Source organism: Citrobacter amalonaticus (assembly GCF_001559075.2).
GTDB classification, from domain to species: domain Bacteria; phylum Pseudomonadota; class Gammaproteobacteria; order Enterobacterales; family Enterobacteriaceae; genus Citrobacter_A; species Citrobacter_A amalonaticus_F.
Genome location: NZ_CP014015.2, coordinates 3,718,783 through 3,743,654, shown reverse-complemented (window position 1 = coordinate 3,743,654; position 24,872 = coordinate 3,718,783). Strand labels below are relative to the sequence as shown.

19 protein-coding genes are annotated in these 24,872 nt (G+C 54.1%); 10 read left to right on the top strand and 9 right to left on the bottom strand.

The annotated features are described in order from the left end of the window. Positions 1–2 precede the first annotated feature (2 nt). From pqiA to rlmKL, 3 genes are read right to left on the bottom strand one after another with little or no spacing between them, the layout of a single operon-like run. The gene (gene pqiA / locus AL479_RS17985) at positions 3–1,256 is read right to left on the bottom strand and encodes a membrane integrity-associated transporter subunit PqiA (RefSeq protein ID WP_061077052.1); all 1,254 of its coding nucleotides are present in this window, start codon (positions 1,254–1,256) and stop codon (positions 3–5) included. A 14-nt stretch (positions 1,257–1,270) separates the two neighbouring features. Continuing rightward, positions 1,271–3,178: an ABC transporter ATP-binding protein gene (locus tag AL479_RS17980; protein ID WP_061077051.1), complete on the bottom strand. Its 1,908-nt coding sequence runs from the start codon at positions 3,176–3,178 to the stop codon at positions 1,271–1,273. 12 nt (positions 3,179–3,190) lie between these two features. Next, the gene (gene rlmKL / locus AL479_RS17975; RefSeq protein WP_061077050.1) at positions 3,191–5,299 is read right to left on the bottom strand and encodes a bifunctional 23S rRNA (guanine(2069)-N(7))-methyltransferase RlmK/23S rRNA (guanine(2445)-N(2))-methyltransferase RlmL; all 2,109 of its coding nucleotides are present in this window, start codon (positions 5,297–5,299) and stop codon (positions 3,191–3,193) included. 97 nt (positions 5,300–5,396) lie between these two features. On the opposite strand from rlmKL, the gene AL479_RS17970 reads away from it, so the two are divergent. After that, positions 5,397–6,506, top strand: coding sequence for a YcbX family protein (locus AL479_RS17970; protein WP_061077049.1), 1,110 nt, complete (start codon positions 5,397–5,399; stop codon positions 6,504–6,506). Here AL479_RS17970 and zapC read toward each other — a convergent pair. Together zapC and pyrD are read right to left on the bottom strand one after the other, a co-directional pair. Next, entirely contained in the window at positions 6,503–7,045 is a 543-nt protein-coding gene (gene zapC / locus AL479_RS17965; RefSeq protein ID WP_061077048.1) for a cell division protein ZapC, read from the bottom strand. The two genes, AL479_RS17970 and zapC, sit on opposite strands and share 4 nt — an antisense overlap. A gap of 179 nt (positions 7,046–7,224) precedes the next feature. Further along, positions 7,225–8,235, bottom strand: coding sequence for a quinone-dependent dihydroorotate dehydrogenase (gene pyrD, locus AL479_RS17960; protein WP_061077047.1), 1,011 nt, complete (start codon positions 8,233–8,235; stop codon positions 7,225–7,227). Between the two features lie 244 nt (positions 8,236–8,479). Here pyrD and ssuE point away from each other — a divergent pair, with 244 nt between their 5' ends. Genes ssuE through ssuB form a run of 5 tightly spaced genes read left to right on the top strand, consistent with a single transcriptional unit; the run spans position 8,480 to position 12,731 of the window. Beyond that, the gene (gene ssuE / locus AL479_RS17950; RefSeq protein ID WP_061077046.1) at positions 8,480–9,055 is read left to right on the top strand and encodes an NADPH-dependent FMN reductase; all 576 of its coding nucleotides are present in this window, start codon (positions 8,480–8,482) and stop codon (positions 9,053–9,055) included. After that, the gene (locus tag AL479_RS17945) at positions 9,048–10,022 is read left to right on the top strand and encodes a sulfonate ABC transporter substrate-binding protein (protein WP_061077045.1); all 975 of its coding nucleotides are present in this window, start codon (positions 9,048–9,050) and stop codon (positions 10,020–10,022) included. The genes ssuE and AL479_RS17945 overlap by 8 nt, the downstream gene beginning before the upstream one ends. Then, the gene (gene ssuD, locus AL479_RS17940) at positions 10,019–11,164 is read left to right on the top strand and encodes an FMNH2-dependent alkanesulfonate monooxygenase (protein WP_061077044.1); all 1,146 of its coding nucleotides are present in this window, start codon (positions 10,019–10,021) and stop codon (positions 11,162–11,164) included. Before AL479_RS17945 ends, ssuD begins: the two co-directional genes overlap by 4 nt. 11 nt (positions 11,165–11,175) lie before the next feature. Continuing rightward, positions 11,176–11,967: an aliphatic sulfonate ABC transporter permease SsuC gene (ssuC, locus tag AL479_RS17935; protein ID WP_061077043.1), complete on the top strand. Its 792-nt coding sequence runs from the start codon at positions 11,176–11,178 to the stop codon at positions 11,965–11,967. Next, positions 11,964–12,731: an aliphatic sulfonates ABC transporter ATP-binding protein gene (gene ssuB, locus AL479_RS17930; protein WP_061077042.1), complete on the top strand. Its 768-nt coding sequence runs from the start codon at positions 11,964–11,966 to the stop codon at positions 12,729–12,731. The genes ssuC and ssuB overlap by 4 nt, the downstream gene beginning before the upstream one ends. Positions 12,732–12,835: 104 nt before the next feature. On the opposite strand, the gene pepN is transcribed toward ssuB, so the two are convergent. After that, a complete protein-coding gene (gene pepN / locus AL479_RS17925) occupies positions 12,836–15,448 on the bottom strand; it encodes an aminopeptidase N (protein WP_061077041.1) in 2,613 nt (870 codons plus the stop codon). 266 nt (positions 15,449–15,714) lie between these two features. Here pepN and pncB point away from each other — a divergent pair, with 266 nt between their 5' ends. The 4 genes from pncB to aspC all read left to right on the top strand — a co-directional run bounded on the left by pncB (position 15,715) and on the right by aspC (position 21,527). Then, the gene (gene pncB / locus AL479_RS17920; RefSeq protein ID WP_061077040.1) at positions 15,715–16,917 is read left to right on the top strand and encodes a nicotinate phosphoribosyltransferase; all 1,203 of its coding nucleotides are present in this window, start codon (positions 15,715–15,717) and stop codon (positions 16,915–16,917) included. A 162-nt stretch (positions 16,918–17,079) separates the two neighbouring features. Continuing rightward, a complete protein-coding gene (gene asnS, locus AL479_RS17915; protein ID WP_046478715.1) occupies positions 17,080–18,489 on the top strand; it encodes an asparagine--tRNA ligase in 1,410 nt (469 codons plus the stop codon). A 602-nt stretch (positions 18,490–19,091) separates the two neighbouring features. Further along, entirely contained in the window at positions 19,092–20,153 is a 1,062-nt protein-coding gene (ompF, locus tag AL479_RS17910; RefSeq protein WP_061077039.1) for a porin OmpF, read from the top strand. A 183-nt stretch (positions 20,154–20,336) separates the two neighbouring features. Then, positions 20,337–21,527, top strand: coding sequence for an aspartate transaminase (gene aspC / locus AL479_RS17905; protein WP_061077038.1), 1,191 nt, complete (start codon positions 20,337–20,339; stop codon positions 21,525–21,527). Between the two features lie 49 nt (positions 21,528–21,576). Here the strand turns inward: aspC and AL479_RS17900 are convergent, their stop codons facing one another. The 3 genes from AL479_RS17900 to ldtD form a co-directional block, all read right to left on the bottom strand. Next, entirely contained in the window at positions 21,577–22,224 is a 648-nt protein-coding gene (locus AL479_RS17900) for an MBL fold metallo-hydrolase (protein ID WP_044256324.1), read from the bottom strand. Positions 22,225–22,243: 19 nt separating this feature from the next. Next, on the bottom strand, positions 22,244–22,792 hold the full coding sequence (locus AL479_RS17895) for a YcbK family protein (RefSeq protein WP_061077037.1): 549 nt from the start codon (positions 22,790–22,792) through the stop codon (positions 22,244–22,246). 176 nt (positions 22,793–22,968) lie between these two features. Next, positions 22,969–24,825: a L,D-transpeptidase gene (gene ldtD / locus AL479_RS17885; RefSeq protein WP_061077036.1), complete on the bottom strand. Its 1,857-nt coding sequence runs from the start codon at positions 24,823–24,825 to the stop codon at positions 22,969–22,971. Positions 24,826–24,872 lie beyond the last annotated feature (47 nt).

Below are 24,872 nucleotides of genomic sequence, written 5' to 3'. Positions count from 1 at the left end.
TGTCAGGACTCCTCATGGCCTGGTTCTGGTTCACGATCCCACGACAGACGCGGATCAAATGTCATCGCAGAAAACATTGTCATAATGACGACTAAAGCAAACATTAATGCACCCATTGCTGGATAAATATTCATCAAACCTCCCATGCGCACCAGCGCAGAGAGCACCGCGATAACAAACACATCAATCATTGACCAGCGACCTACAAACTCCACCACTTCGTAAATCAGGTGCATGCGTTCACTGTCACGCTTGCCATGTCCTTTGGCGTCCCAGCACAGCCAGGCAATTGCGATCATTTTTAGCGTCGGCACCATAATACTGGCGATAAAGATCACCGCCGCGACCGGGTAAGAGCCCTCGCTCCAGATTAAAACCACCCCCTCAAGAATGGTGGAAGGCAGTTTCGACCCCAGCAAATCGGTGATCATGATCGGCAGAATATTCGCGGGTAGATACAGCATGATCGACGTGAACAGTAATGCCAGCGTCCACTGCAGGCTGTTTCTGCGGCGCACATACCCTTTTGTTTCGCAGCGCGGGCAAAGATGCTCATCCGCCGGAAGGATCGCCGTACAGCAGGAACAAGAACGTAATCCCTGACGGATGCCCGGAACGCCAGGCGTTAACGTCTGTTTAATCACAGGCATAGGGGCGATGTCATCCCACAGCCAGCGACGATCGACGCACTGAAATGCACGCAGTTGCAGAATGCAGAAGAAACACCAAGGGATAAAGCTACTGCCGACGCCGATATCGCCATATGCCATCAGTTTGACGAAACTCACCAGCACGCCCGCGAGGAAGATTTCCGCCATTCCCCAGCTCTTTAGCTGAAACAGAATGCGCGCCAGTTGGGCTTTGAGCCTTCCGGGCATTTGAACCCGATTCACCAACAACAGAATGGTTAACAGGCAAAACGCGGGAACCAGCTGAACGAAGAGTAAAAAGAAAGTACCGAGACTGGCGTAATCTTCCGAAAAGAGGACGCCAGGAATTTCCATCAGGGTCACTTCACTGCTCACCCCGGCGACATTCATATTCACAAAAGGGAACAGATTCGATAAAAGCAACATAAACAGCGCAACTAACGCATAGGCAGTGGGACGCTGTCTCGGCGCGTCCCACATCACCGTCAATGTTGTGCCACATCTCGGACATGCCGCTTTCTGCCCATGCTCAAGGTGGGGTAATGCCACCAGCATGTCACACTGCGAGCACAAAATGTGCTTTGCGGCATGATGATGTTCGCACATGGTGTGCTCCTTAATTATGCACCATTCTTTAACGCTTCAAGATACTCCCAGCGCTCAAAGGCCTGCTCAAGTTCTTGCTCTGCTTTTGCCAGATCGGCCAAAACCTGTTGCGTCTGCTCATGAGGCTGGCTGAAAAACGCGGCATCGGCAACCTGCGCCTGCAGCGCTTCCAGTTTCGCTTCCAGTTCTTCCAGCAACTGCGGTAACTGTTCCAGTTCGCGCTGCAGTTTATAGCTTAGTTTGCTACTGGCGCGTTTTACAATTTCTGCTTTCGGGGCAACCACTTCCTCAGTTTTTTTCGCCACTGGCTGTTTAAACGCCAGATGTTGTTCCTGTTGACCGCGCGCATCATGATAGCCGCCGACGTAACGACCGATTTTTCCGTTGCCTTCGAAAATCCAGCACTCGGTCACCGTATTATCGACAAACTGACGGTCGTGGCTCACCAGTAGCACGGTGCCCTGATAACCATCAATCAGCTCTTCCAGCAACTCCAGCGTTTCGACGTCAAGATCGTTCGTTGGTTCATCGAGAATCAACAGATTGCTGGGTTTCAGAAAAAGACGCGCCAGCAGCAGACGATTTCGCTCTCCGCCGGACAGTGCGCGCACCGGAGTCATCGCTCGTTTCGGATGGAACAAGAAGTCCTGCAAATAGCCGAGCACATGGCGCGGTTTGCCGTTAACCATTACTTCCTGCTTACCTTCGGCGAGGTTGTCCATCACCGTCTTGTCCGGATCCAGCTCGGCCCGGTGCTGGTCGAAATACGCGACTTCCAGTTTCGTACCGACATGGATACGACCGCTGTCCGGCGGTAACTGGCCTAACATCAGCTTCAGCAACGTGGTCTTGCCGCAGCCGTTAGGACCGATCAGGGCAATTTTATCGCTGCGCTGAACCTGAGCAGAAAAGTCTTTCACCAGCTGTTTGCCGTCGACCTGGTAATCCACGTTCTCCATTTCGAAGACGATCTTACCGGAGCGGGTCGCCTCTTCGACCTGCATCTTCGCGGTGCCCATCACTTCGCGACGTTCGCTGCGTTCGCGGCGCATCGCTTTCAGCGCTCGCACGCGGCCTTCATTACGGGTACGACGGGCTTTGATGCCCTGGCGGATCCACACCTCTTCCTGTGCCAGCTTGCGATCGAACTCGGCGTTCTGGAGTTCTTCGACGCGCAGCGCCTCTTCTTTCTCAACCAGGTACTGATCGTAATTCCCCGTATAGGTCACCAGCTTGCCACGATCGAGGTCGACAATGCGGGTCGCCATATTGCGAATAAAAGAACGGTCGTGGGAGATAAAAATGATCGTCCCGTTGAACGATTTCAGGAATCCTTCCAGCCAGTCAATGGTTTCAATATCGAGGTGGTTGGTCGGTTCATCCAGCAGCAGAACGCGCGGATTACTGACCAGCGCACGCCCCAACGCGGCTTTACGCAGCCAACCGCCGGACAGCGACGACAGCGCTGCATTAGGATCCAGTCCTAGCTGCGCCAGCACTTCGTTGATTCGGTTTTCCAGTTGCCACAGGTTGTGGTGATCGAGCTGCTCCTGCACTTTTGCCAGCTCATTTAAGTTTCTGTCGCTCGGATCGGTCATCACCAGGCGTGAAATATCGTGGTAACGCTTGAGATATTCCGCCTGCTCTTCAATGCCTTCCGCAACAAAATCGTAAACGGTGCCTTCCACGTTACGCGGTGGATCCTGTTGCAAACGAGCAACGATCAGATCCTGCTCATAAATAATGCGCCCATCGTCCAGACCCTGCTCACGATTGAGGATCTTCATCAACGTTGATTTTCCGGCACCATTACGGCCCACCAGACAGACGCGTTCGTTATCTTCGATATGCAGTTCTGCATTATCGAGAAGCGGCGCGTCGCTGAACGACAGCCATGCGCCATGCATACTGATTAATGACATTTACTTATCCTTTCAGGCCGCGGTAATCAACCAGCAGTTATGGATTTGACGGTTACGGGCAAAGTCCTGGGAAAGCGTTTTTTGGGTGATTTCTTGTGCTTTCAGTCCCAGCGCCGCCAGGCCGTCAAGATCCATGCGGAATCCGCGTTTATTGTTGGAGAACATGATCGTGCCGCCTTTACGCAGCAGACGTTTCAGATCTTTCATCAGCGCCAGGTGATCGCGCTGAACGTCAAAGGCATCCTCCATCCGTTTCGAGTTGGAGAACGTCGGGGGATCGATAAAAATCAGATCAAACTGTTCATTGGCTTCACGCAGCCAGGCCAGACAGTCGGCCTGGATCAGGCGATGCGCGCGTCCGCTCAAGCCGTTCAGACGCAGGTTGCGCTCCGCCCACTCAAGATAGGTACGCGACATATCGACCGTCGTGGTGCTGCGCGCGCCGCCTAAACCTGCGTGCACGCTGGCGCTGCCGGTGTAGGAGAACAGGTTAAGGAAATCTTTGCCGTTGCTCATCTGCCCCAGCATCCGTCGCGCAATACGGTGATCGAGGAACAGTCCGGTATCCAGGTAATCGGTCAGGTTCACCCACAGGCGAGCGTTGTATTCGCTTACCTCAATGAATTCCCCCTTCTCGTTCATCTTCTGATACTGGTTTTTCCCTTTCTGTCGCTCACGGGTTTTCAGCACCAGCTTGTTCGGCGCAATCTCCAGCACCGACAGGGTGGCCGCGATGATGTCGAACAGTCGCTGACGCGCTTTCTGTGCATCGATAGTTTTCGGCGGGGCGTACTCCTGAATCACTACCCAGTCGGCGTAGCGATCTACCGCCACGTTGTATTCAGGCAGATCGGCATCGTACAGGCGGTAGCATTCAATCCCTTCCTGACGCGCCCATTTTTCCAGTTTCTTGATGTTTTTACGCAGACGGTTGGCGTAGTCTTCCGCCACCGTTGCCGGTTTGCTGTCCGGCGCGCTTTCCGCTACATGGTAGTTTTTCTGCACGCAGTCCAGCGGACCGTTTTTCGCTTTGAATTGCTTGTCCGCGCGCAGTTGCAGGCTGCTTAGCAGATCCGGTGAGGCGCTGAACAAAGAGAGATTCCAGCCGCCGAACTGGTTCTTCATGGTACGCCCCAGCAGGCTGTGCAGCGCAATCAGCGCCGGCTCGCTGTCCAGACGCTCGCCGTAAGGCGGGTTGCTGATCACCGTCCCGTAAGGGCCTTTCGGCACTGGATTGCTCAGCTTCGCCACGTCTTTGACTTCGAAGGTGATCAGCTCGCCAATACCTGCGCGACGGGCGTTGCTGCGCGCGCGTTCAATCACGCGGGCATCGCTGTCAGAGCCGTAAAAATGCGAGGTATAGTCGGCCAGACCTTTGCGAGCGCGGGTTTGCGCTTCCGCCTTCACGTCCTGCCAGATAGCGTCATCATGCTGCGCCCAGCCGCTAAAGCCCCAGCGACCACGGTGTAAGCCCGGTGCGCGATCGGTCGCCCACATGGCCGCTTCAATCAACAACGTACCCGAACCGCACATCGGGTCGAGTAGCGGTGTCCCCGGCTGCCAGCCAGAGCGCATCACAATCGCCGCCGCCAGCGTCTCTTTGATCGGCGCCAGACCGGTGCGATCGCGATAACCGCGCAGATGCAGGCCATCACCGCTTAAATCCAGCGCAATGCTGGCCGTGTCTTTATTCAGCCAGACGTTCACGCGGATATCCGGCGATTCGCGATCGACATTCGGGCGCGGCAGATTTTTACGCGTGAATGCATCAACAATCGCATCTTTGACTTTCATCGCACCGTACTGGCTGTTGCGAATGGTGTCGTTCAGCCCACTGAAGTGGACAGCAAAGGTCGCACCCGGATTAAACATCGCCGTCCAGTCGATCGCCTGCACACCAAGGTAAAGGTCTAAGTCACTGTAAACTTTGCACTCACCCAAAGGTAAAATAATGCGCGAGGCCAGACGACTCCACATCAGGCTCTGGTAAACAAGCCGGGTGTCGCCCTGAAAATGGACCCCACCCTGAACCACCTGACACTCCACGGCGCCGAGGCTTTCCAGTTCAGTTTTTAACAGCTCTTCCAGCCCACGGGCCGTACTGGCAAACAAAGAATTCATAGCGTCACTTATACTCGAAGAAAATTGCTGCGCATTATAGCTAATATGGGCGCTATGTCATAAAGTTGAGGGCTTATTTCTTTTGAGGGGCCGTACCGTGTTGACGTTATCCAGACTTTTCATCCACCCCGTCAAATCAATGCGTGGCATTGGGCTGACCCACGCTCTGGCAGACGTCAGCGGTCTGGCTTTCGATCGTATTTTTATGATCACCGAAGCCGATGGCACCTTCATCACAGCGCGTCAGTTTCCACAAATGGTGCGCTTTACCCCCTCCCCTCTGCATGACGGCCTGCATTTGACCGCACCTGACGGCAGCAGCGCGCTGGTACGGTTTGCTGATTTTGCCGCCCAGGATGCGCCAACGGAAGTCTGGGGCAACCATTTTACCGCACGAGTCGCCCCCGATGCGATTAATCAGTGGCTTAGCGGCTTCTTCTCCCGCAGCGTGCAACTCCGTTGGGTTGGTCCACAGCTGACCCGGCGGGTTAAACGCCACGCGGGCGTGCCGCTCTCCTTTGCCGATGGTTTTCCGTACCTGCTGTTGAATGACGCTTCGCTGCGCGATCTGCAGCAGCGCTGTCCGGCGGGCGTGCAGGTTGAACAGTTCCGCCCGAACATCGTAGTTTCTGGTGCAACGGCATGGGAAGAAGACAACTGGAAAGTGATCCGCATTGGCGAGGTTATCTTTGATGTAGCGAAGCCGTGCAGCCGCTGTATTTTTACCACGGTCAGTCCGGAAAAAGGGCAAAAACATCCCTCCGGCGAGCCGCTGGCAACGCTGCAAACCTTCCGTACCGCGCCGGACAATGGCGATGTCGATTTCGGGCTAAACCTGATCGCCCGTAACAGCGGAGTGATTCGCGTTGGCGACGACGTTGAAATTTTAGCGACTGGCCCGGCCCGGGTGTACGGCGCCGCCGCGCAGGATGACGCCGTTGATGCCGTGCAACAGCCCGATTCCACCGTCACCATCGACTGGCAGGGACAGGCGTTTGTGGGGAACAATCAGCAGGTATTGCTTGAGCAACTGGAGAACCAGGGGATCCGGGTTCCCTATTCGTGTCGGGCGGGAATTTGCGGCTGCTGTCGTATCAAACTGCTGGAAGGCGAAGTGAACCCGCTGAAGCGATCGGCACTGGGCGATGATGGCACCATTCTCAGCTGTAGCTGCGTGCCAAAAACCGCACTGAAGCTGGCGCTTTAAACCGCCTGTTCCAGGCTGAAGCTGTGCGGACGGAACTGCGGCTTCAGTCGGTCATTCATTATTTTAATCGCATCACCAAGCTGCATTGTCCGCCCGGCCACAACCACGCCGGGTTGCGCCAGCAGGCACAGCGCCGCATTCTCGCCAGGCTCTACCACTAACAGATTGATTTGCTCCTGGGTATCGCTCAGCCAGACACAGGCCGCATCGCCGGTTCCGGGTACCCAGTTTTCGCCGTGCGCCACAAAGTGCCAGCTTTTCGGCATTTGTGGTTTCAGATAGCGAATGGCCACTAGCGCATTGAGCACCAGCTCCGCTTTCTGGTCTTTAGAGAGCTCAAGGTCGCGGCACTTTTCTTCAAAAGAGAAGTACAGCGCGGCATCATCAACGCAAAAACCAGACGGTGAGAATGCATCCGGGGTAAGCATTTTGCGGGCAAAACGCGAGCGAAATAACATGCCATTGGCTAAATCGAGCATCATTCGGTCATGCTCTTCGTCATAATACCAGCGCCAGTTATCGTCAGGTTTAATTCGCATTATTTTCTCTCCCCTCTCCATCGCCCCGTTGCAAAATTGTCCTTTTTCGCCGCTTCGTTTATTACCTTAATAAGCAAAGCCTAAAATGTTTAAATAAGCAACAGTGAAAGAATATAAAACAACCAGGGAAGGAAATAAACCCCTGGTTGTCTGATATTCTGATAAAGAGAGAGAAAAAATCAAATATGGGTTACGATTTCTTTAATCAGCGGCGGACCTTTAAAAATAAAACCAGAATAAATCTGAACCAGCGACGCCCCGGCAGCCATCTTCTCGCGCGCGGCAATCACTGAGTCGATACCGCCGACGCCAATAACAGGCAACTGACCTTTTAATTCCTGAGACAGACGGCGGATAATTTCTGTACTTTTTAATTGCAGCGGACGACCGCTTAAGCCACCCATTTGATCGCAATTTTTCATTCCCTGAACCAGAGAACGATCGAGTGTTGTATTGGTGGCAATAACGCCATCAATATTATGCCGTACTAAACTATCGGCAACCTGGATCAGTTCTTCCTCAGAAAGATCCGGCGCGATCTTTACTGCGATCGGAACATATTTCTGGTGGATCGTTTGCAGATCGTTTTGTTTATTTTTAATCGCCGTAAGCAAATCATCCAGCGCGTCGCCATATTGCAATGAACGTAATCCCGGCGTATTTGGCGAGGAGATATTAATAGCAATATAACCGGCATAGGCATAGATTTTTTCCATACAAATCAGATAGTCATCTTTACCCTGCTCAACCGGCGTATCTTTATTTTTGCCGATATTAATCCCGAGCACCCCGTCATAATGGGCCTTTTTAACGTTCTCCACCAGGTTATCAACGCCGTGGTTATTAAAGCCCATACGGTTGATCAAACCTTCGGCATCGACCAGGCGGAACAGTCTTGGCTTATCGTTGCCGGGCTGTGGACGCGGGGTCACGGTGCCGATCTCGATCGAGCCAAATCCCATCGCGCCCAGGGCATCAATACACTCCCCGTCCTTATCCAGACCGGCGGCCAGACCGAGCGGATTTTTGAAGGTTAATCCCATACAGGTAACCGGTTTTGCCGGAACTTTCTGGCGGATCAGCGCTTCTAGCGGCGTTCCCGTCACACGACGTAATTGCTGAAATGTTAATTCATGAGCGCGCTCAGGATCGAGCTGGAAAAGGGCTTTACGAACGAAGGGGTAGTACATGAACTCTCCTGGATTCCCGGTGTGCAAACCGGGGGCGTATTATGGGTGATATCGGTCAAAAAGGGAATTGACCTGCGGCAATAAAAAGCAAACGTTTTCCCTGGCAGCTTCTTTTTATGCAATTTTCAGCTTTTCTATTCCGCATAAATCATTTCGATTCCCGATTCCCCTCTGTCAGACTGCAAAAATTGTTATCAATGTTAAATAAAAGCGAACAATTGGTTATAAGGGGGAGAATGCATTTATGCGCGTCATCACTCTGGCGGGAAGCCCACGCTTTCCCTCTCGATCCAGCGCCTTACTGGAATATGCCCGGGAAAAATTGAACGGTCAGGACGTTGAGGTATACCACTGGAATTTGCACAACTTCGAGCCTGAAGATCTGCTGTATGCCCGTTTCGATAGCCCGGCGTTAAAAACACTGGTTGAGCAACTGAAAGAAGCGGATGGCCTGATCGTTGCCACGCCGGTCTATAAAGCGGCCTATTCCGGGGCGCTTAAAACGCTGCTTGATCTGCTCCCGGAACGGGCGCTGGAAGGTAAAGTCGTCCTGCCACTGGCGACGGGCGGCACCGTTGCTCATCTGCTTGCCGTCGATTACGCGCTGAAACCGGTGCTCAGCGCCCTGAAGGCCCAGGAGATTTTACACGGCGTCTTTGCCGATGACTCCCAGGTAATCGACTATCAGCATAAGCCGCATTTCACACCCAATTTACAGCTGCGTCTTGATAACGCGCTGGAAACGTTCTGGCACGCCCTGCATCGCCGCGACGTTAAGGTTCCCGCCTTTGAGACGGTGAGAGGTGCGGCCCATGCGTAATCTTCTTAAAGCCCGTACGGCATGGCTGGCATTCGCTGGACTGCTGGCCTTTACCGGACTGACACAGGCGGCGGAGCCCTCACCAGATGCCCTGCGTATTGGCTATCAGAAAGGCAGCATCAGTATGGTTCTGGCGAAAAGCCACCAGCTGCTTGAAACACGTTATCCCGGAACAAAAATATCCTGGATTGAATTTCCCGCCGGGCCGCAGATGCTGGAAGCCCTGAACGTCGGCAGTATTGATCTGGGCAGCACCGGCGATATTCCGCCCATTTTCGCCCAGGCCGCCGGGGCAGATTTAGTGTACGTCGGCGTCGAGCCGGCGAAACCGAAAGCCGAAGTGATTCTGGTGCCGGAAAACAGCCCCATCAAAACGGTGGCGGAACTGAAAGGTCACAAAGTCGCGTTCCAGAAAGGCTCCAGCTCCCACAACCTGCTGCTGCGCGCCTTGCAACAGGCCGGGCTGAAATTTACCGATATCCAGCCTACCTACCTGACCCCTGCCGATGCCCGAGCGGCTTTCCAGCAAGGGAATGTCGATGCGTGGGCCATCTGGGATCCTTACTATTCTGCAGCATTATTGCAGGGCGGCGTGCGCGTGCTGAAAGACGGCAGCGATCTGAAACAAACAGGATCGTTCTATCTCGCCGCGCGACCGTACGCAGAGAAAAACGGCGCATTCATTCAGGGCGTGCTGGAAACCTTCAGTCAGGCGGACGCGTTAACCCTTAGCCAGCGTCAGGAGAGTATCGCGCTGCTGGCGAAAACGATGGGTCTGCCGGAACCCGTGATTGCCTCATATCTCGATCATCGCCCGCCAACCACCATTTCACCGGTCAGCGACTCTGTGGCCGCGTTGCAGCAACAGACCGCGGATCTGTTTTACGACAACCGCCTGGTACCGAAAAAAATCGATATTCGCCAGCGCATCTGGCGCCCTACTCAACAGGAAGGAAAATCATTATGAGCCTGAATATGTTCTGGTTTTTACCGACGCACGGTGACGGTCACTATCTGGGAACGGAGGAAGGCTCTCGCCCGGTGGATCAAGGCTATTTGCAGCAGATTGCGCAGGCGGCGGATCGTCTGGGATTCACCGGTGTGCTGATCCCAACCGGGCGATCCTGCGAAGACGCGTGGCTGGTCGCGGCATCGATGATCCCGGTAACTCAGCGACTCAAATTCCTGGTGGCATTGCGCCCGAGCGTCACTTCACCGACGGTCGCCGCACGGCAGGCCGCGACGCTTGACCGCCTCTCCAATGGTCGCGCGTTGTTTAACCTGGTCACCGGCAGCGATCCACAGGAACTGGCGGGCGACGGTGTGTTTCTCGATCACAGTGAACGTTACGAGGCCTCTTCGGAGTTCACCCAGGTCTGGCGTCGTTTATTGCAGGGCGAAACCGTCGATTTTAACGGCAAGCATATCCACGTTCGCGGGGCGAAGCTGTTCTTTCCGCCGATCCAACAGCCGTATCCCCCACTCTACTTTGGTGGCTCTTCCGACGTCGCTCAGGATCTGGCCGCTGAGCAGGTCGATCTTTACCTCACCTGGGGTGAACCGCCTGAACTGGTGAAAGAGAAGATCGCCCAGGTGCGAGCCAAAGCCGCGGCACGCGGACGGAATATTCGTTTTGGCATTCGCCTGCACGTCATTGTCCGTGAAACCAACGAAGAAGCATGGCGGGCCGCGGATCGGCTGATCGCCCACCTTGATGACGACACTATCGCGAAGGCGCAGGCGGCGTTTGCCCGGACGGATTCCGTCGGTCAGCACCGGATGGCGGCGCTGCATAACGGCAAGCGCGACCAACTGGAGATCAGCCCGAATTTGTGGGCTGGTGTGGGTCTGGTGCGTGGTGGCGCCGGGACCGCGCTGGTCGGTGACGGCCCGACGGTGGCGGCGCGCATCAATGAATATGCCGCGTTGGGCATCGACAGCTTTGTCCTTTCTGGCTATCCACATTTGGAAGAGGCGTACAGGGTCGGCGAACTGTTGTTCCCGCATCTGGACGTCGCGATCCCGGAAGTCCCACAACCGCAGCGCCTGCATCAGCAGGGTGAAGCGGTGGCGAATGAATTTATCCCGCGCAGCGTTGCGCAGAGCTGAGGAGAACCATGATGGCAACGCCAACGAAAAAGTGGTTATTACGCGTTGCGCCCTGGTTTTTACCGGTGGGCATCGTCGCCGTCTGGCAACTGGCCTCCTCCATGGGCTGGCTCTCCGGGCGTATTTTACCCTCACCGGAAGGGGTGGTAACCGCCTTCTGGACGCTCTCCGCCAGCGGCGAACTCTGGCAACATCTGGCCATCAGCTCCTGGCGCGCGCTGATCGGCTTTTCGATCGGCGGTTCGATTGGCCTGACGCTGGGGCTGATTAGCGGCTTATCGCGCTGGGGAGAACGCCTGCTGGATACCTCAATCCAGATGCTGCGCAACGTTCCGCATCTGGCACTCATCCCGTTAGTGATCTTGTGGTTTGGCATTGATGAAACCGCGAAGATCTTCCTGGTCGCGCTGGGGACGCTCTTTCCTGTCTATATCAATACCTGGCACGGGATCCGCAACATCGATCGCGGTCTGGCGGAGATGGCGCGCAGCTACGGATTATCCGGTTTTTCGCTGTTTCTCCATGTGATCCTGCCCGGCGCCCTGCCCTCGATCATGGTCGGCGTGCGCTTTGCGCTGGGGCTGATGTGGCTGACGCTGATTGTCGCGGAGACCATTTCGGCCAATTCAGGAATCGGTTATCTGGCGATGAATGCGCGGGAGTTTCTGCAAACGGATATCGTGGTTGTCGCCATTATTCTCTACGCCCTGCTCGGTAAACTGGCCGACGTCAGCGCTCAACTGCTGGAACGCGTCTGGCTGCGCTGGAACCCGGCTTATCATGTGAAGGAGGCCACCGTATGAATACCGCCCGTCTGAACCAGGGTACGCCGCTCCTGCTGAATGCGGTAACGAAAAAGTACGCGGCAAACACCGTACTGAATCAGCTTGATCTCCATATTCCGGCAGGCCAGTTTGTCGCCGTCGTCGGACGCAGCGGCGGGGGCAAAAGCACCCTGCTGCGTTTGCTGGCGGGGCTGGAATCACCGAATGCCGGAGAACTGCTGGCAGGGACCACGTCGCTTCGCGATAGTCAGGACGATACCCGCATGATGTTTCAGGATGCCCGACTTCTGCCGTGGAAGTCGGTGATCGACAACGTGGGTCTGGGGCTGAAGGGTCACTGGCGGGACGCTGCGCGTCAGGCGCTGGCGGCGGTTGGGCTGGAAGACCGTGCGACGGAATGGCCAGCGGCGCTTTCCGGCGGACAAAAGCAACGCGTCGCCCTTGCGCGGGCGCTGATCCATCGGCCGGGCCTGCTGTTGCTTGACGAACCGCTTGGCGCACTGGATGCGTTAACGCGTCTGGAGATGCAAGAACTTATTGTTTCGCTGTGGCAGGAGCATGGTTTTACTGTACTGCTGGTGACGCATGACGTCAGCGAAGCCGTGGCGATGGCCGATCGGGTGTTGCTGATTGAGGATGGCAAGATTGGACTGGATCTGACGGTCGATATTGCGCGCCCCCGCCGCCTGGGCTCGGTGCGTTTAGCGGAGCTGGAGGCCAACGTGTTGAGACGGGTTATGCAGCGTGGGGTAACGGAACAGCCGATCCGTCGGCATGGATAAGCATTCAGGACATTGTAGGCCCGGTAAGCGTGAGCGCCACCGGGCATTTTGCCGGATAGCGGCGTTACCGCCTTATCCGGCCTACTAAACGACAGGTCAAGGTCTCAGGCTAACGCTTTGGTTACCTTCTCGAACAGATCGCCGGAGAGATTCTCCAGCCCTTTCAACTGTTCCAGCGCGGCACGCATTTTTTGCTGACGCTTCGCATCGTAACGTTTCAGACGGATCAAAGGTTCGATCAGACGCGACGCCACCTGCGGGTTACGGCTGTTAAGCTCAGTCAACATCTCAACCAGGAACTGGTATCCGCTGCCATCTTCGGCATGGAAAGCCGCCGGGTTACTGCCGGCAAACGCGCCAATCAGCGAACGAATACGGTTCGGGTTGCTCATGCTGAACGAACGGTGTTTCAACAGGCCGCGTACCGTGTCCAGCACGTTATCCGCCGGACTGGTGGACTGCAGGATAAACCATTTGTCCATCACCAGACCGTCCTGATGCCACTTGTCGTCATACTCCTGCATCAACGCATCACGGCACGGCAATTGCGCAGCCACGGCCGCAGACAGCGCCGCCAGCGCATCGGTCATGTTGTTGGCTTCACGATACTGTTTGCTCACCAGCGTGTCCGCCAGCGTCGTTTCACCAAAGGCCAGGAAGCGCAGGCAGGCGTTACGCAGCGTACGTTTACCGATGTCCGCATGCTCAACGCGGTACTCCTCCAGCCGGTTGGCGTTGTAGATCGCCAGGAACTCATCCGCCAGTTCGGTCGCCAGTGTACGCGTTAACGCTTCGCGAACTTCCGCGATCGCCAGCGGATCGATGATATCAAACAGCTCAGCAATTTCGTTTGCCGAAGGCAACGTCAGGATCTCCGCCGCCAGCGCCGGATCGATCTTCTCATCCAGCAGCACCGCGCGGAAAGCATCCGCCACATGCACCGGCAATGACAACGGTTGTCCCTGCTGATGACGCGCCACGTTCAGCTTGATATACGTTGCCAGCAGACTTTGCGCCGCGTCCCAACGGGAGAAGTCATTGCGTGCATGACGCATCAGGAACGTCAGTTGCTGATCGCTCCACTTATACTCCAGTTTCACCGGGGCTGAAAACTCGCACAACAACGCCGGTACCGGCTGGAAGTAAACGTTATCAAAGACAAACGTCTGCTCCGCCTGGGTGAAATTCAGTACCGAATTCACCGGGTGACCGCCTTTCTGCAGCGGGATCACTTTACCTTCGTTGTCATACAGTTCGATGGCAAACGGAATGTGAAGCGGCTGTTTTTCGGCCTGATCCGGCGTTGCTGGCGTGCGCTGGCTGAGGGTCAGCGTGTATTGCTCGGTTTCCGGGTTGTAGTCATCTTTGACGGTGACAACCGGCGTGCCGGACTGGCTGTACCAGCGGCGGAAGTGGGAAAGATCGACGTTAGACGCGTCCTCCATGGCCTGAACGAAATCATCACAGGTCGCCGCGCTGCCATCATGACGTTCAAAATACAGCTGCATCCCTTTCTGGAAATTCGCCTCGCCCAGCAGGGTATGGATCATGCGAATCACTTCTGCGCCCTTTTCATACACGGTCAGGGTGTAGAAGTTGTTCATTTCAATGACCATGTCCGGGCGGATCGGATGCGCCATCGGGCTGGCATCTTCAGCAAACTGCAGGCCGCGCATAGTACGCACGTTGCTGATCCGGTTAACGGCACGAGAACCGAGATCCGAACTGAACTCCTGATCGCGGAAAACGGTTAAGCCCTCTTTCAGACTCAACTGGAACCAGTCGCGACAGGTGACGCGGTTACCGGTCCAGTTGTGGAAATATTCATGGCCGATCACGCGTTCAATATCGAGATAATCTTTGTCGGTGGCGGTGTCGGTACGCGCCAGCACGTATTTGGAGTTAAAGATATTAAGCCCTTTATTCTCCATCGCGCCCATATTAAAGAAGTCGACGGCGACGATCATATAGATGTCGAGATCGTATTCCAGGCCGAAGCGCTCTTCATCCCACTTCATCGAGTTCTGTAACGACGTCATCGCCCACGGCGCACGATCGAGATTGCCGCGATCCACGTACAGTTCCAGCGCGACTTCACGCCCGGACCGGGTCGTAAAGGTGTCGCGCAGCACGTCGAAATCACCGGCAACCAGCGCAAACAGATAGCACGGTTTCGGGAACGGATCCTGCCACTGAACCCAGTGACGACCGTTTTCCAGTTCCCCCTCGCCGGTGCGGTTACCGTTGGAGAGCAGGAACGGATATTGACTTTTATCGGCAATAATTTTGGTGGTAAAACGCGCCAGTACGTCCGGACGGTCGAGATACCAAGTAATATGGCGGAAACCTTCCGCTTCGCACTGGGTGCAGAGTGCATCGCCCGATTGATACAGACCTTCCAGCGCAGTATTCCGGGCCGGGCTGATTTCATTCACAATTCGCAGCGTAAAACGCTCGGGCAGATTGCTGATCACCAGCGCGCCCGCTTCTTCTTTCCAGGCTGTCCACGGTTCATCATTGACGTGGAGAGAGACCAGTGTCAGATCTTCTCCATCCAGTTTCAGCGGGGCATCCGATGCGCCATGACGAACAGCCTGGCTCACTGCCGTGACCACGGTTTTTTCAGCATCCAGGTCAAAGGTCAAGTCAATATCAGTAATCTGGTAATCCGGCGCACGGTAGTCGTGGCGGTATTTGGCTTGTGGCTGTTGTGTCATAAAAAAACCTTTAGCATCTTTTGAAGAGTCTCGTCTCCAGTCTATTCCTGTTGCGTAAAACGCGCTACGCAGAATGTTTATCTTTTCAGGCACAAACACTCATTTCGCTACATTTTTATAACACGAGGCACGAAATGCACTCGACCCTAACCTCAGCTTATGGTGTGATCGGGGTTCAATAAATCGCTAAACAAGGTATACTCCAGCGGTTTTCTTAGTTGTTTATTGTACTAAACGCTCCCGTGAGAGGATGCTACTGCGCACCTATGACACAATTCGCTTCTCCTGTTCTGCACTCGTTGCTGGATACAGATGCTTATAAGTTGCATATGCAGCAAGCCGTATTTCACCACTACTATGATGTGCAGGTAGCGGCTGAATTTCGTTGCCGAGGCGACGACCTGCTGGGTATTTATGCCGACACCATTCGCGAGCAGGTCAATGCTATGCAGCATCTGCGCCTGCAGGATGAAGAGTATCAGTGGCTCTCCGGCCTGCCCTTCTTCAAAGCGGATTACCTCAACTGGCTGCGCGATTTTCGCTATGACCCACAGCAGGTATCCGTCAGTAACGACAACGGGAAGCTGAATATCCGCTTAACCGGCCCGTGGCGTGAAGTCATCATGTGGGAAGTTCCACTGCTGGCGGTGATCAGTGAGCTGGTCCATCGTTATCGCTCACCAGAAGTAGGCGTCGCGCAGGCCCTCGATACGCTGGAGACGAAACTCGTCGATTTCTCTGCTTTAACGTCAAATCTCGATATGTCCCGCTTCCACCTGATGGATTTCGGCACCCGTCGCCGTTTTTCCCGTGAAGTGCAACAGGCTATCGTTAAGCGTTTGCAGCAGGAGTCGTGGTTTGTTGGCACCAGTAACTACGATCTGGCGCGCCGTCTGTCGCTAACACCGATGGGCACACAGGCGCACGAGTGGTTCCAGGCGCATCAACAGATAAGCCCTGAACTGGCGACCAGTCAACGCGCCGCCCTCGCCGCATGGTTGAATGAATATCCGGATCAGTTAGGTATTGCGCTGACCGACTGCATCACGATGGATGCGTTCTTACGCGACTTTGGCAGCGAATTTGCGACCCGTTACCAGGGATTGCGCCATGACTCTGGCGATCCCGTTGAATGGGGTGAAAAAGCTATCGCGCACTATGAGAAGTTGGGTATCGATCCGCACAGCAAAACGCTGGTTTTTTCCGACAATCTGGATCTGAATAAAGCCGTCGATCTTTACCGGCATTTCTCCTCCCGCGTACAGTTGAGTTTTGGTATTGGCACGCGCCTGACGTGCGATATTCCGCAGGTTAAGCCGCTAAACATTGTGATCAAGCTGGTGGAGTGCAACGGTAAACCGGTTGCCAAACTGTCTGACAGCCCTGGCAAAACCATTTGCCATGACAAAGCCTTTGTTCGCGCGTTGCGCAAAGCGTTTGATTTACCGCATATCAAAAAAGCCAGTTAATCCTGCCAGGGAGCCGCTTCGGCTCCCTTTTAGCATTTATTTCTGAATTCTTTTCTTTTCTTGTTAATTCTACTTGTCTGATTGCAGATGCCAGGTAACATAGGAAATCCCCATTCCGGGGAACATGTGTTTATATATCGGACTATTAACAGAGAGAATATTATGAGCGTTGTGCCTGTAGCCGACGTACTCCAGGGCCGTGTAGCCGTTGACAGCGAAGTCACCGTGCGCGGATGGGTACGTACCCGCCGAGATTCAAAAGCTGGCATCTCCTTCCTCGCCGTTTATGACGGTTCCTGCTTTGATCCTGTACAGGCCGTCATTAATAATTCTCTGCCCAATTACAATGAAGAAGTGCTGCGTCTGACCACTGGCTGCTCCGTTATCGTCACCGGGAAGGTTGTAGCCTCTCCGGGACAAGGACAGAGTTTTGAGATCCAGGCCACTGAGGTTGAAGTCAGCGGCTGGGTTGAAGATCCAGACACGTACCCGATGGCGGCGAAACGTCACAGCATCGAGTACCTGCGTGAAGTTGCGCACCTGCGTCCGCGTACCAACATGATTGGTGCCGTCGCACGTGTTCGCCACACGCTGGCGCAGGCGCTGCACCGTTTCTTCGATGAGCAGGGCTTCTTCTGGGTTTCCACTCCGCTGATCACTGCGTCTGATACTGAAGGCGCCGGTGAGATGTTCCGCGTGTCGACACTGGATCTGGAAAACCTGCCGCGTAACGATCAGGGCAAAGTAGATTTCGACAAAGACTTCTTTGGTAAAGAGTCCTTCCTGACCGTATCCGGCCAGTTGAACGGCGAAACTTACGCCTGCGCGTTGTCGAAGATCTATACCTTCGGCCCGACTTTCCGTGCGGAAAATTCCAACACCACCCGTCACCTGGCGGAGTTCTGGATGCTGGAACCGGAAGTGGCCTTCGCCAACCTGAGCGACATTGCCGGTCTGGCGGAGGGCATGCTGAAATATGCCTTCAAAACCGTACTGACCGAGCGTGCTGACGACATGAAGTTCTTTGCCGAACGCGTGGATAAAGAGGCGATTAGTCGTCTGGAACGTTTCATTGAAGCGGATTTCGCCCAGGTGGATTACACCGATGCAGTCGCTATTCTTGAAGAGTGCATTAAGAAAGGCAGAAAGTTCGAGAACCCGGTTTACTGGGGTGTCGATCTTTCCTCCGAGCACGAACGTTATCTGGCAGAAGAACACTTTAAAGCGCCGGTGGTGGTGAAAAACTATCCGAAAGAGATTAAAGCGTTCTATATGCGCCTGAACGAAGATGGAAAAACCGTTGCCGCGATGGACGTTCTGGCGCCGGGTATCGGTGAAATCATCGGTGGTTCACAGCGTGAAGAGCGTCTGGATGTACTGGATGCGCGCATGCTGGAAATGGGTCTCAACAAAGAAGACTACTGGTGGTATCGCGATCTGCGCCGCTACGGTACCGTGCCGCACTCTGGCTTCGGTCTCGGCTTTGAGCGTCTGATCGCTTACGTTACTGGCGTACAGAACGTTCGTGACGTGATCGCCTTCCCGCGTACACCGCGTAATGCGACGTTCTAAGATCGTTCACAAAAAGGCCAGCGTTGCTGGCCTTTTTTATCGCCTGAAATGTCAGTTTTTGTGAGTAATAAGTAAGCAATTCTACGATCAACCCCCAAATCTCCCCACTCCTGTTACCTGATATTACGTTGTAATATTTCTGCATAAAAAATAAACCGCAATTTTCTTGCGGATTAGTATTTCCTCACCCAATAGCACATTTTATACACAATCTCACAGCATTCCAGACGTCCAGATACGGCCATAAGCAAAACTGGAAACGTCTATTTTCTGTACGCTATTTTTCACTTATCAAAATTAAAGATAAGAAAATCATATAAATAGATATAAGTGGCGTGATCTGGAGCTGAAATCGTTTCGAAATTTGATATCGTTCACAAAGTTCCAAAAATGTAATAATTAGTTACACATTTTTTCTTTCTGAAACCAATTCTTTATCTTTGTAGCACTTTCACGGTAGCGAAACGTTAGTTTGAATGGAAAGATGCCTGTCAGACACATAAAGACACCAAACTCTCATCAATAGTTCCGTAAATTTTTATTGACGAAATTTATTGGCGGCAGTGGCAGGTGTCATAAAAAAACCATGAGGGTAATAAATAATGATGAAGCGCAATATTCTGGCAGTGGTAATCCCTGCCCTGCTGGTAGCCGGTGCAGCTAACGCTGCAGAAATCTACAACAAAGACGGCAACAAACTGGACCTGTACGGTAAAGCCGTTGGTCTGCACTATTTTTCTGACAACGCAGGCAATGACGGCGACCAGACTTATGCCCGTCTTGGCTTTAAAGGGGAAACTCAGATCAATGACCAACTGACCGGTTACGGCCAGTGGGAATATAACTTCGCCGGTAACAACTCTGAAGGCGGTGATGACGCGCAAAACAACAACAAAACCCGTCTGGCATTCGCCGGTCTGAAATTCGGTGACGCGGGCTCCTTCGACTACGGTCGTAACTACGGTATCGTTTACGATGCACTGGGTTACACCGATATGCTGCCAGAATTCGGCGGTGATACCGCATACAGCGATAACTTCTTCGTTGGCCGTGTTGGCGGCGTTGCTACCTACCGTAACGCTAACTTCTTCGGTCTGGTTGATGGCCTGAACTTCGGTGTTCAGTACCTGGGCAAAAACGAGCGTGAAGGCAACGTAGGTCGCTCTAACGGTGACGGCGTCGGCGGTTCTGTTAGCTACGAAATGAATGGCTTCGGCATTGTTGGTGCATACGGCGCAGCTGACCGTACCGACGATCAGGTCAATTCTGTTCGTGGTCACGGTGAAAAAGCTGAGCAGTGGGCAACCGGTCTGAAATACGATGCGAACAACATCTACCTGGCGACCAACTACGGTGAAACCCGTAACGCTACCCGCATCGAAGACGGTTTTGCCAACAAAACTCAGGACTTCTTCGTTGTTGCTCAGTACCAGTTCGATTTCGGTCTGCGTCCGTCCATCTCCTACAACAAATCCAAAGCGAAGAACGTAGAAGGTGTGGGTAGCGAAGATCTGGTGAACTACATTGAAGTAGGCGCTACCTACTACTTCAACAAAAACATGTCCACCTATGTTGACTACCAGATCAACCAGATTGATTCTGACAACAAACTGGGCGTGAACTCTGACGACACCGTTGCTCTGGGTATCGTATACCAGTTCTAATAGCAGACCCCTTTGCTAAATGCCTAAAAAACAGGACTTCGGTCCTGTTTTTTTATGCCTGTCAGCAAAATCTTGCGACTTCAAAAAACCTTCAGGGTTTTCATCACTAACGGTTGGCATTTTGTAAATCTACCGTTAACCTGATAACGGATTTCCCTTCTGTAACCACAATGGAACCTCGTCATGTTTGAGAACATTACTGCCGCCCCTGCCGACCCCATTCTGGGTCTGGCCGATCTGTTTCGTGCTGATGACCGTCCTTCGAAAATTAACCTTGGGATCGGTGTTTATAAAGATGAAACTGGCAAAACGCCAGTGCTGACCAGCGTTAAAAAAGCCGAGCAATACTTACTCGAAAATGAAACAACAAAAAACTACCTCGGCATTGACGGTATTCCGGAATTTGGCCGTTGCACGCAGGAACTGCTGTTCGGCAAAGGTAGTCATCTTATCAATGACAAACGCGCACGCACGGCGCAAACGCCGGGCGGCACCGGCGCGCTCCGCGTTGCAGCCGACTTCCTGGCAAAAAATACGGCAGTAAAACGCGTCTGGGTGAGCAACCCGAGCTGGCCAAACCATAAGAGCGTGTTTAACTCCGCCGGGCTGGAAGTACGGGAGTATGCTTATTACGACGCAGAAAACCATTCTCTCGACTTTGATGCACTGCTAAACAGCCTGAGCGAAGCGCAGGCGGGCGATGTGGTGCTGTTCCACGGTTGCTGCCATAACCCAACCGGTATTGATCCTACGCTTGAGCAGTGGCAAACCCTGGCTCAGCTTTCCGTCGAGAAAGGCTGGTTGCCGCTGTTTGACTTCGCGTATCAGGGCTTCGCTCGTGGTCTGGAAGAAGACGCGGAAGGACTGCGCGCGTTCGCCGCGCTGCACAAAGAGCTGATTGTCGCGAGCTCCTACTCCAAGAACTTTGGCCTGTACAACGAACGTGTGGGTGCCTGTACGCTGGTCGCGGCAGATACGGAAACCGTTGACCGCGCCTTCAGCCAGATGAAATCCGCCATTCGTGCGAACTACTCTAACCCGCCAGCCCACGGCGCATCTGTGGTTGCCACAATTCTCAGCAACGATGCACTGCGCGCAATCTGGGAACAGGAACTGACCGATATGCGTCAGCGCATTCAGCGTATGCGTCTGCTGTTTGTGAACACCCTGCAAGAGAAAGGGGCAGATCGAGATTTCAGCTTTATCATCAAACAAAACGGCATGTTCTCGTTCAGCGGCCTGACCAAAGAGCAGGTTCTACGTCTGCGTGAAGAGTTTGGCGTTTATGCGGTGGCTTCTGGTCGCGTCAACGTTGCCGGCATGACGCCGGATAACATGGCACCGCTGTGCGAAGCCATTGTCGCCGTGCTGTAAGATTTGCAATAAAAGCAAAGCCCGCGATAAGCGGGCTTTTTAATGGGGATTACCAGACAGGCATTTCATCCTGCAGGAACGGGTTGTGCAACCGTTCATAGCCCAGCGTCGACAGCGGGCCATGACCCGGAATAAACGTCACGTCATCACCTAATGGCAACAGCTTACGTTTGATCGAGTCAATCAACTGGCTGTGATCGCCGCGCGGGAAATCACTGCGCCCGACTCCACCTTTAAAAATCACGTCGCCTGAGATGAGCAGTTGCGACTGCTCGTCAAAGAAAACAACGTGTCCAGGCGTATGGCCCGGGCAATGCAACACCTGTAAAGTCACATTCCCTACGCTGACACGATCTCCTTCGTTAAGCCAACGGTCGGGCGTCAGTGGCTGACATTCGCCGAGGCCAAACATGCGACTCTGAGCAGGCAAACCCTGCAGCCAGAACTCATCTTCTTTTTCCGGACCGATAACCGGTACACCGTAGTGTTGCGCCAGTTCTGCCGCAGCACCCACATGATCGAGGTGTCCGTGAGTGAGCAGGATCTGCGTCAACGTGATGCCGCTGGCATCCACTTCCTGTTTGATTTTCTCAGCATCGCCGCCGGGATCGACAAGCGCTGCCAGACGCGTTTGCTCACACCAGATCAAAGAACAGTTCTGGGAGAACGCGGTGACCGGAATAATACGATAGTTCATACTGCTCCTGTTTCGATAATCACCAGTGCCGCGCCGGCCCGGTGTCAATATGCACAAAGTTACTGCGTGGGTAGTATCCTACACCACCTGCGCGCATAGATAACGCGGCTTTGCGAATATTACTTAACGAAATGCCTTCAATATGAAAATCCATGGCCTGGCCTTTAGTGTGATAGCTTTGTTTCGCTACCCCACGGCTGTGCGCACGCAATTCATTGTTGGTATCCAGTGAACGATAACCGGAAATCAGTTGAACGGGCTTACGTGTTCCCAACAGCCCTTGCAAGCGGAAAAGCTGATCGAAGAGTCCGGGATCGATGGACTTCACCTTATTCGCGCGATAGTCACGGAAAAAATGGTTAAGTTTGGCTAATTCATCCTGAATATAAGCTCTGCCATCAAAAAATTCCGCTTTAATTGACTCTCCGGTGTTGAGGTTGCTCAGAGTCAAAATACGCGGACGCGGGGTAGAGAGTGTGGCAAACGCAGGCACAGGCAAGATGGCAGCGCCGAGGGCAGCACCACCTAACGCCAGCAGTTTGCGGCGATTAGCGTCAAATTTGTCCATGGTTTAAGGTCTACAGGTCAATGTTATCGTCTATATGCTTTAGCGCACGATAGGCACCTTAACTGGCATCAAAGCCGCCGTCAAGTTGGCCCAACCCCAGCAATGACGGGGCTTCTGGGCCGATGCCCCTGTCACTGCCAATTATTACGACAACAGATTAACCAGAACTTCTTCATTTACCTGATTAATTGTTCTGCTTTTGCCACAATTTGTGCGCTGGATCGCGCTGTCAGATCATAATTGTAAATATCTGTACGATACTGGGTACGTCCGTCCGCGCCAACAAACGCCGTCAGGTAGTAAAGGTTGACCGGGATAGTCTGACGAATATTCACGTAGCGCGTGTCGCCTTGCTTCAGCGCATCGGAAATTCGCGTATCGTTCCAGCCCGCATCCTGTAACAGCATGTTTGCCAGTTCAGAAGCCTTGTTCACACGCACGCAGCCAGAACTGAGCGCCCGGGTATCCTTCTGGAACAAATTATGGTTCGGCGTATCGTGCAGATAAATAGCATCGGAACTTGGCATATTGAACTTATAGCGGCCCAACGAGTTACGCGCTCCCGGCGCCTGCTGGAAACGGAACGGTAAATTTGACGGCGTGATGGTTGACCAGTCAACCTGCCACGGATCAATCGCCTCTCTGCTGTTCCAGCCCCGCATCACAGTATAGCCGTGACGTTCAAGGTAGCCCGGATCGTTCCACAGTTTAGGCAGAATATCCTTACGCGCCAGCGTCGGCGGGACGTTCCACGGTGGATTGACCACCACGTTATTCAGCGCGCTGCTCATCATCGGCGTTTTACGATCGGGACGACCGACAATCACCCTGGACGCCAGTACCTGATTACCGTTCTGATAATAGACCAGCGAATACGCCGGAATATTCACCATAATTCCCGTCGACAGTTCAGACGGCAGCAAACGCAGACGCTGGATATTGAGCGCCAGTACCCCTGCGCGCTGCGCGGGGGTCACGTTCAGCCAGTCGCGGGTAGCCGGGCCAATGGCGCCATCTGCGCCCAGCCCTTGCCACGTCTGGAAGCGTTTTACCGCTTCAACCAGCTCTTTATCATACGCAGCACGGACAGCCGGCGCTGGCTTACTGCGCGGCGCGGTCTGTTTTGCTGTATCAACGCCCGGGGTTTCAACCGCAACGGCAGACGGACTGACCACCGCCTCTGACGAGGTATCATCACCGGGCAGCGCAATTTTCGGTCCCCCTTCCAGCATCCCGGTGCGCTGCAGTATTTCCCGCAACGCAGGCACGTCGTTGCTCCACTGACCCGGGCGTAGCGTTGCTTTGCCGGTCAGTTGCGGCCATGGACGTGAATCGCCCACCAGCGTTAACAACGATGCGTGCATTGACGCATACTGTGGGTGCTGAGGTGCCAGCCCGGCAATAAACGTCGGAAGTTGTCCATTATCCAGCGCAACCTGCCACTGATTGATGACCGACAGCGGCGGCGTCGCCAGCGCATACGGCTTACTGCTGTACAGCCAGCGATTACCTTTGACCGGAATATTGGCGATCAGATGGAGATACCCCATCATCGCATCAGACAACACCAGATCGCGTGTGATGCCGCTAACGGCAGGATCGGTCAGTAACGCCACCCAGGTGGTGAACTGAGGCTGGAAGCCGGCAATGGCGACCTCAGCCAGCTGTTGCTGGAACGCTTTGACGGCTTCGCGATTTTCCCACATCGGTTTCATATCGCGCGCCGCATAAAGCAGTTCAAGCTGATTCATATAGACAGGCGTATAGCCTGAAGGAAGTTGCGACTGAAGCTCAGCTCGCGCCTTTTCCGCCGCCCCCTCAGGGAGTGGCTGCAAACCCGCCATCACAGCCGTGGCGCCAGATTGCGCCTGCGGCTGCGGCTGCGCGAGACTCTGCTCACTGACAACGACAGGGCTGTCGCCAGGTATCACTTCAGGCTCATCAGCCTGAACACTGGACAGTGGAGCGAATGCTACGGCCAGGCATAAACTCATTGCCGAGAGCCGACGACCACCAATTTTATTAAGCAACATCCCTTGCCCTCTGGTTACATTACGACATGCTCACATCTACCGGAGCT

Coding starts and splice junctions, on each gene's coding strand:
- pqiA (WP_061077052.1), bottom strand. CDS start 1,256: ATGTGCGAACATCATCATGCCGCAAAGCACATTTTGTGCTCGCAGTGT.
- AL479_RS17980 (WP_061077051.1), bottom strand. CDS start 3,178: ATGTCATTAATCAGTATGCATGGCGCATGGCTGTCGTTCAGCGACGCG.
- rlmKL (WP_061077050.1), bottom strand. CDS start 5,299: ATGAATTCTTTGTTTGCCAGTACGGCCCGTGGGCTGGAAGAGCTGTTA.
- zapC (WP_061077048.1), bottom strand. CDS start 7,045: ATGCGAATTAAACCTGACGATAACTGGCGCTGGTATTATGACGAAGAG.
- pyrD (WP_061077047.1), bottom strand. CDS start 8,235: ATGTACTACCCCTTCGTTCGTAAAGCCCTTTTCCAGCTCGATCCTGAG.
- ssuE (WP_061077046.1), top strand. CDS start 8,480: ATGCGCGTCATCACTCTGGCGGGAAGCCCACGCTTTCCCTCTCGATCC.
- AL479_RS17945 (WP_061077045.1), top strand. CDS start 9,048: ATGCGTAATCTTCTTAAAGCCCGTACGGCATGGCTGGCATTCGCTGGA.
- ssuD (WP_061077044.1), top strand. CDS start 10,019: ATGAGCCTGAATATGTTCTGGTTTTTACCGACGCACGGTGACGGTCAC.
- ssuC (WP_061077043.1), top strand. CDS start 11,176: ATGGCAACGCCAACGAAAAAGTGGTTATTACGCGTTGCGCCCTGGTTT.
- ssuB (WP_061077042.1), top strand. CDS start 11,964: ATGAATACCGCCCGTCTGAACCAGGGTACGCCGCTCCTGCTGAATGCG.
- pepN (WP_061077041.1), bottom strand. CDS start 15,448: ATGACACAACAGCCACAAGCCAAATACCGCCACGACTACCGTGCGCCG.
- pncB (WP_061077040.1), top strand. CDS start 15,715: ATGACACAATTCGCTTCTCCTGTTCTGCACTCGTTGCTGGATACAGAT.
- asnS (WP_046478715.1), top strand. CDS start 17,080: ATGAGCGTTGTGCCTGTAGCCGACGTACTCCAGGGCCGTGTAGCCGTT.
- ompF (WP_061077039.1), top strand. CDS start 19,092: ATGATGAAGCGCAATATTCTGGCAGTGGTAATCCCTGCCCTGCTGGTA.
- aspC (WP_061077038.1), top strand. CDS start 20,337: ATGTTTGAGAACATTACTGCCGCCCCTGCCGACCCCATTCTGGGTCTG.
- AL479_RS17900 (WP_044256324.1), bottom strand. CDS start 22,224: ATGAACTATCGTATTATTCCGGTCACCGCGTTCTCCCAGAACTGTTCT.
- AL479_RS17895 (WP_061077037.1), bottom strand. CDS start 22,792: ATGGACAAATTTGACGCTAATCGCCGCAAACTGCTGGCGTTAGGTGGT.
- ldtD (WP_061077036.1), bottom strand. CDS start 24,825: ATGTTGCTTAATAAAATTGGTGGTCGTCGGCTCTCGGCAATGAGTTTA.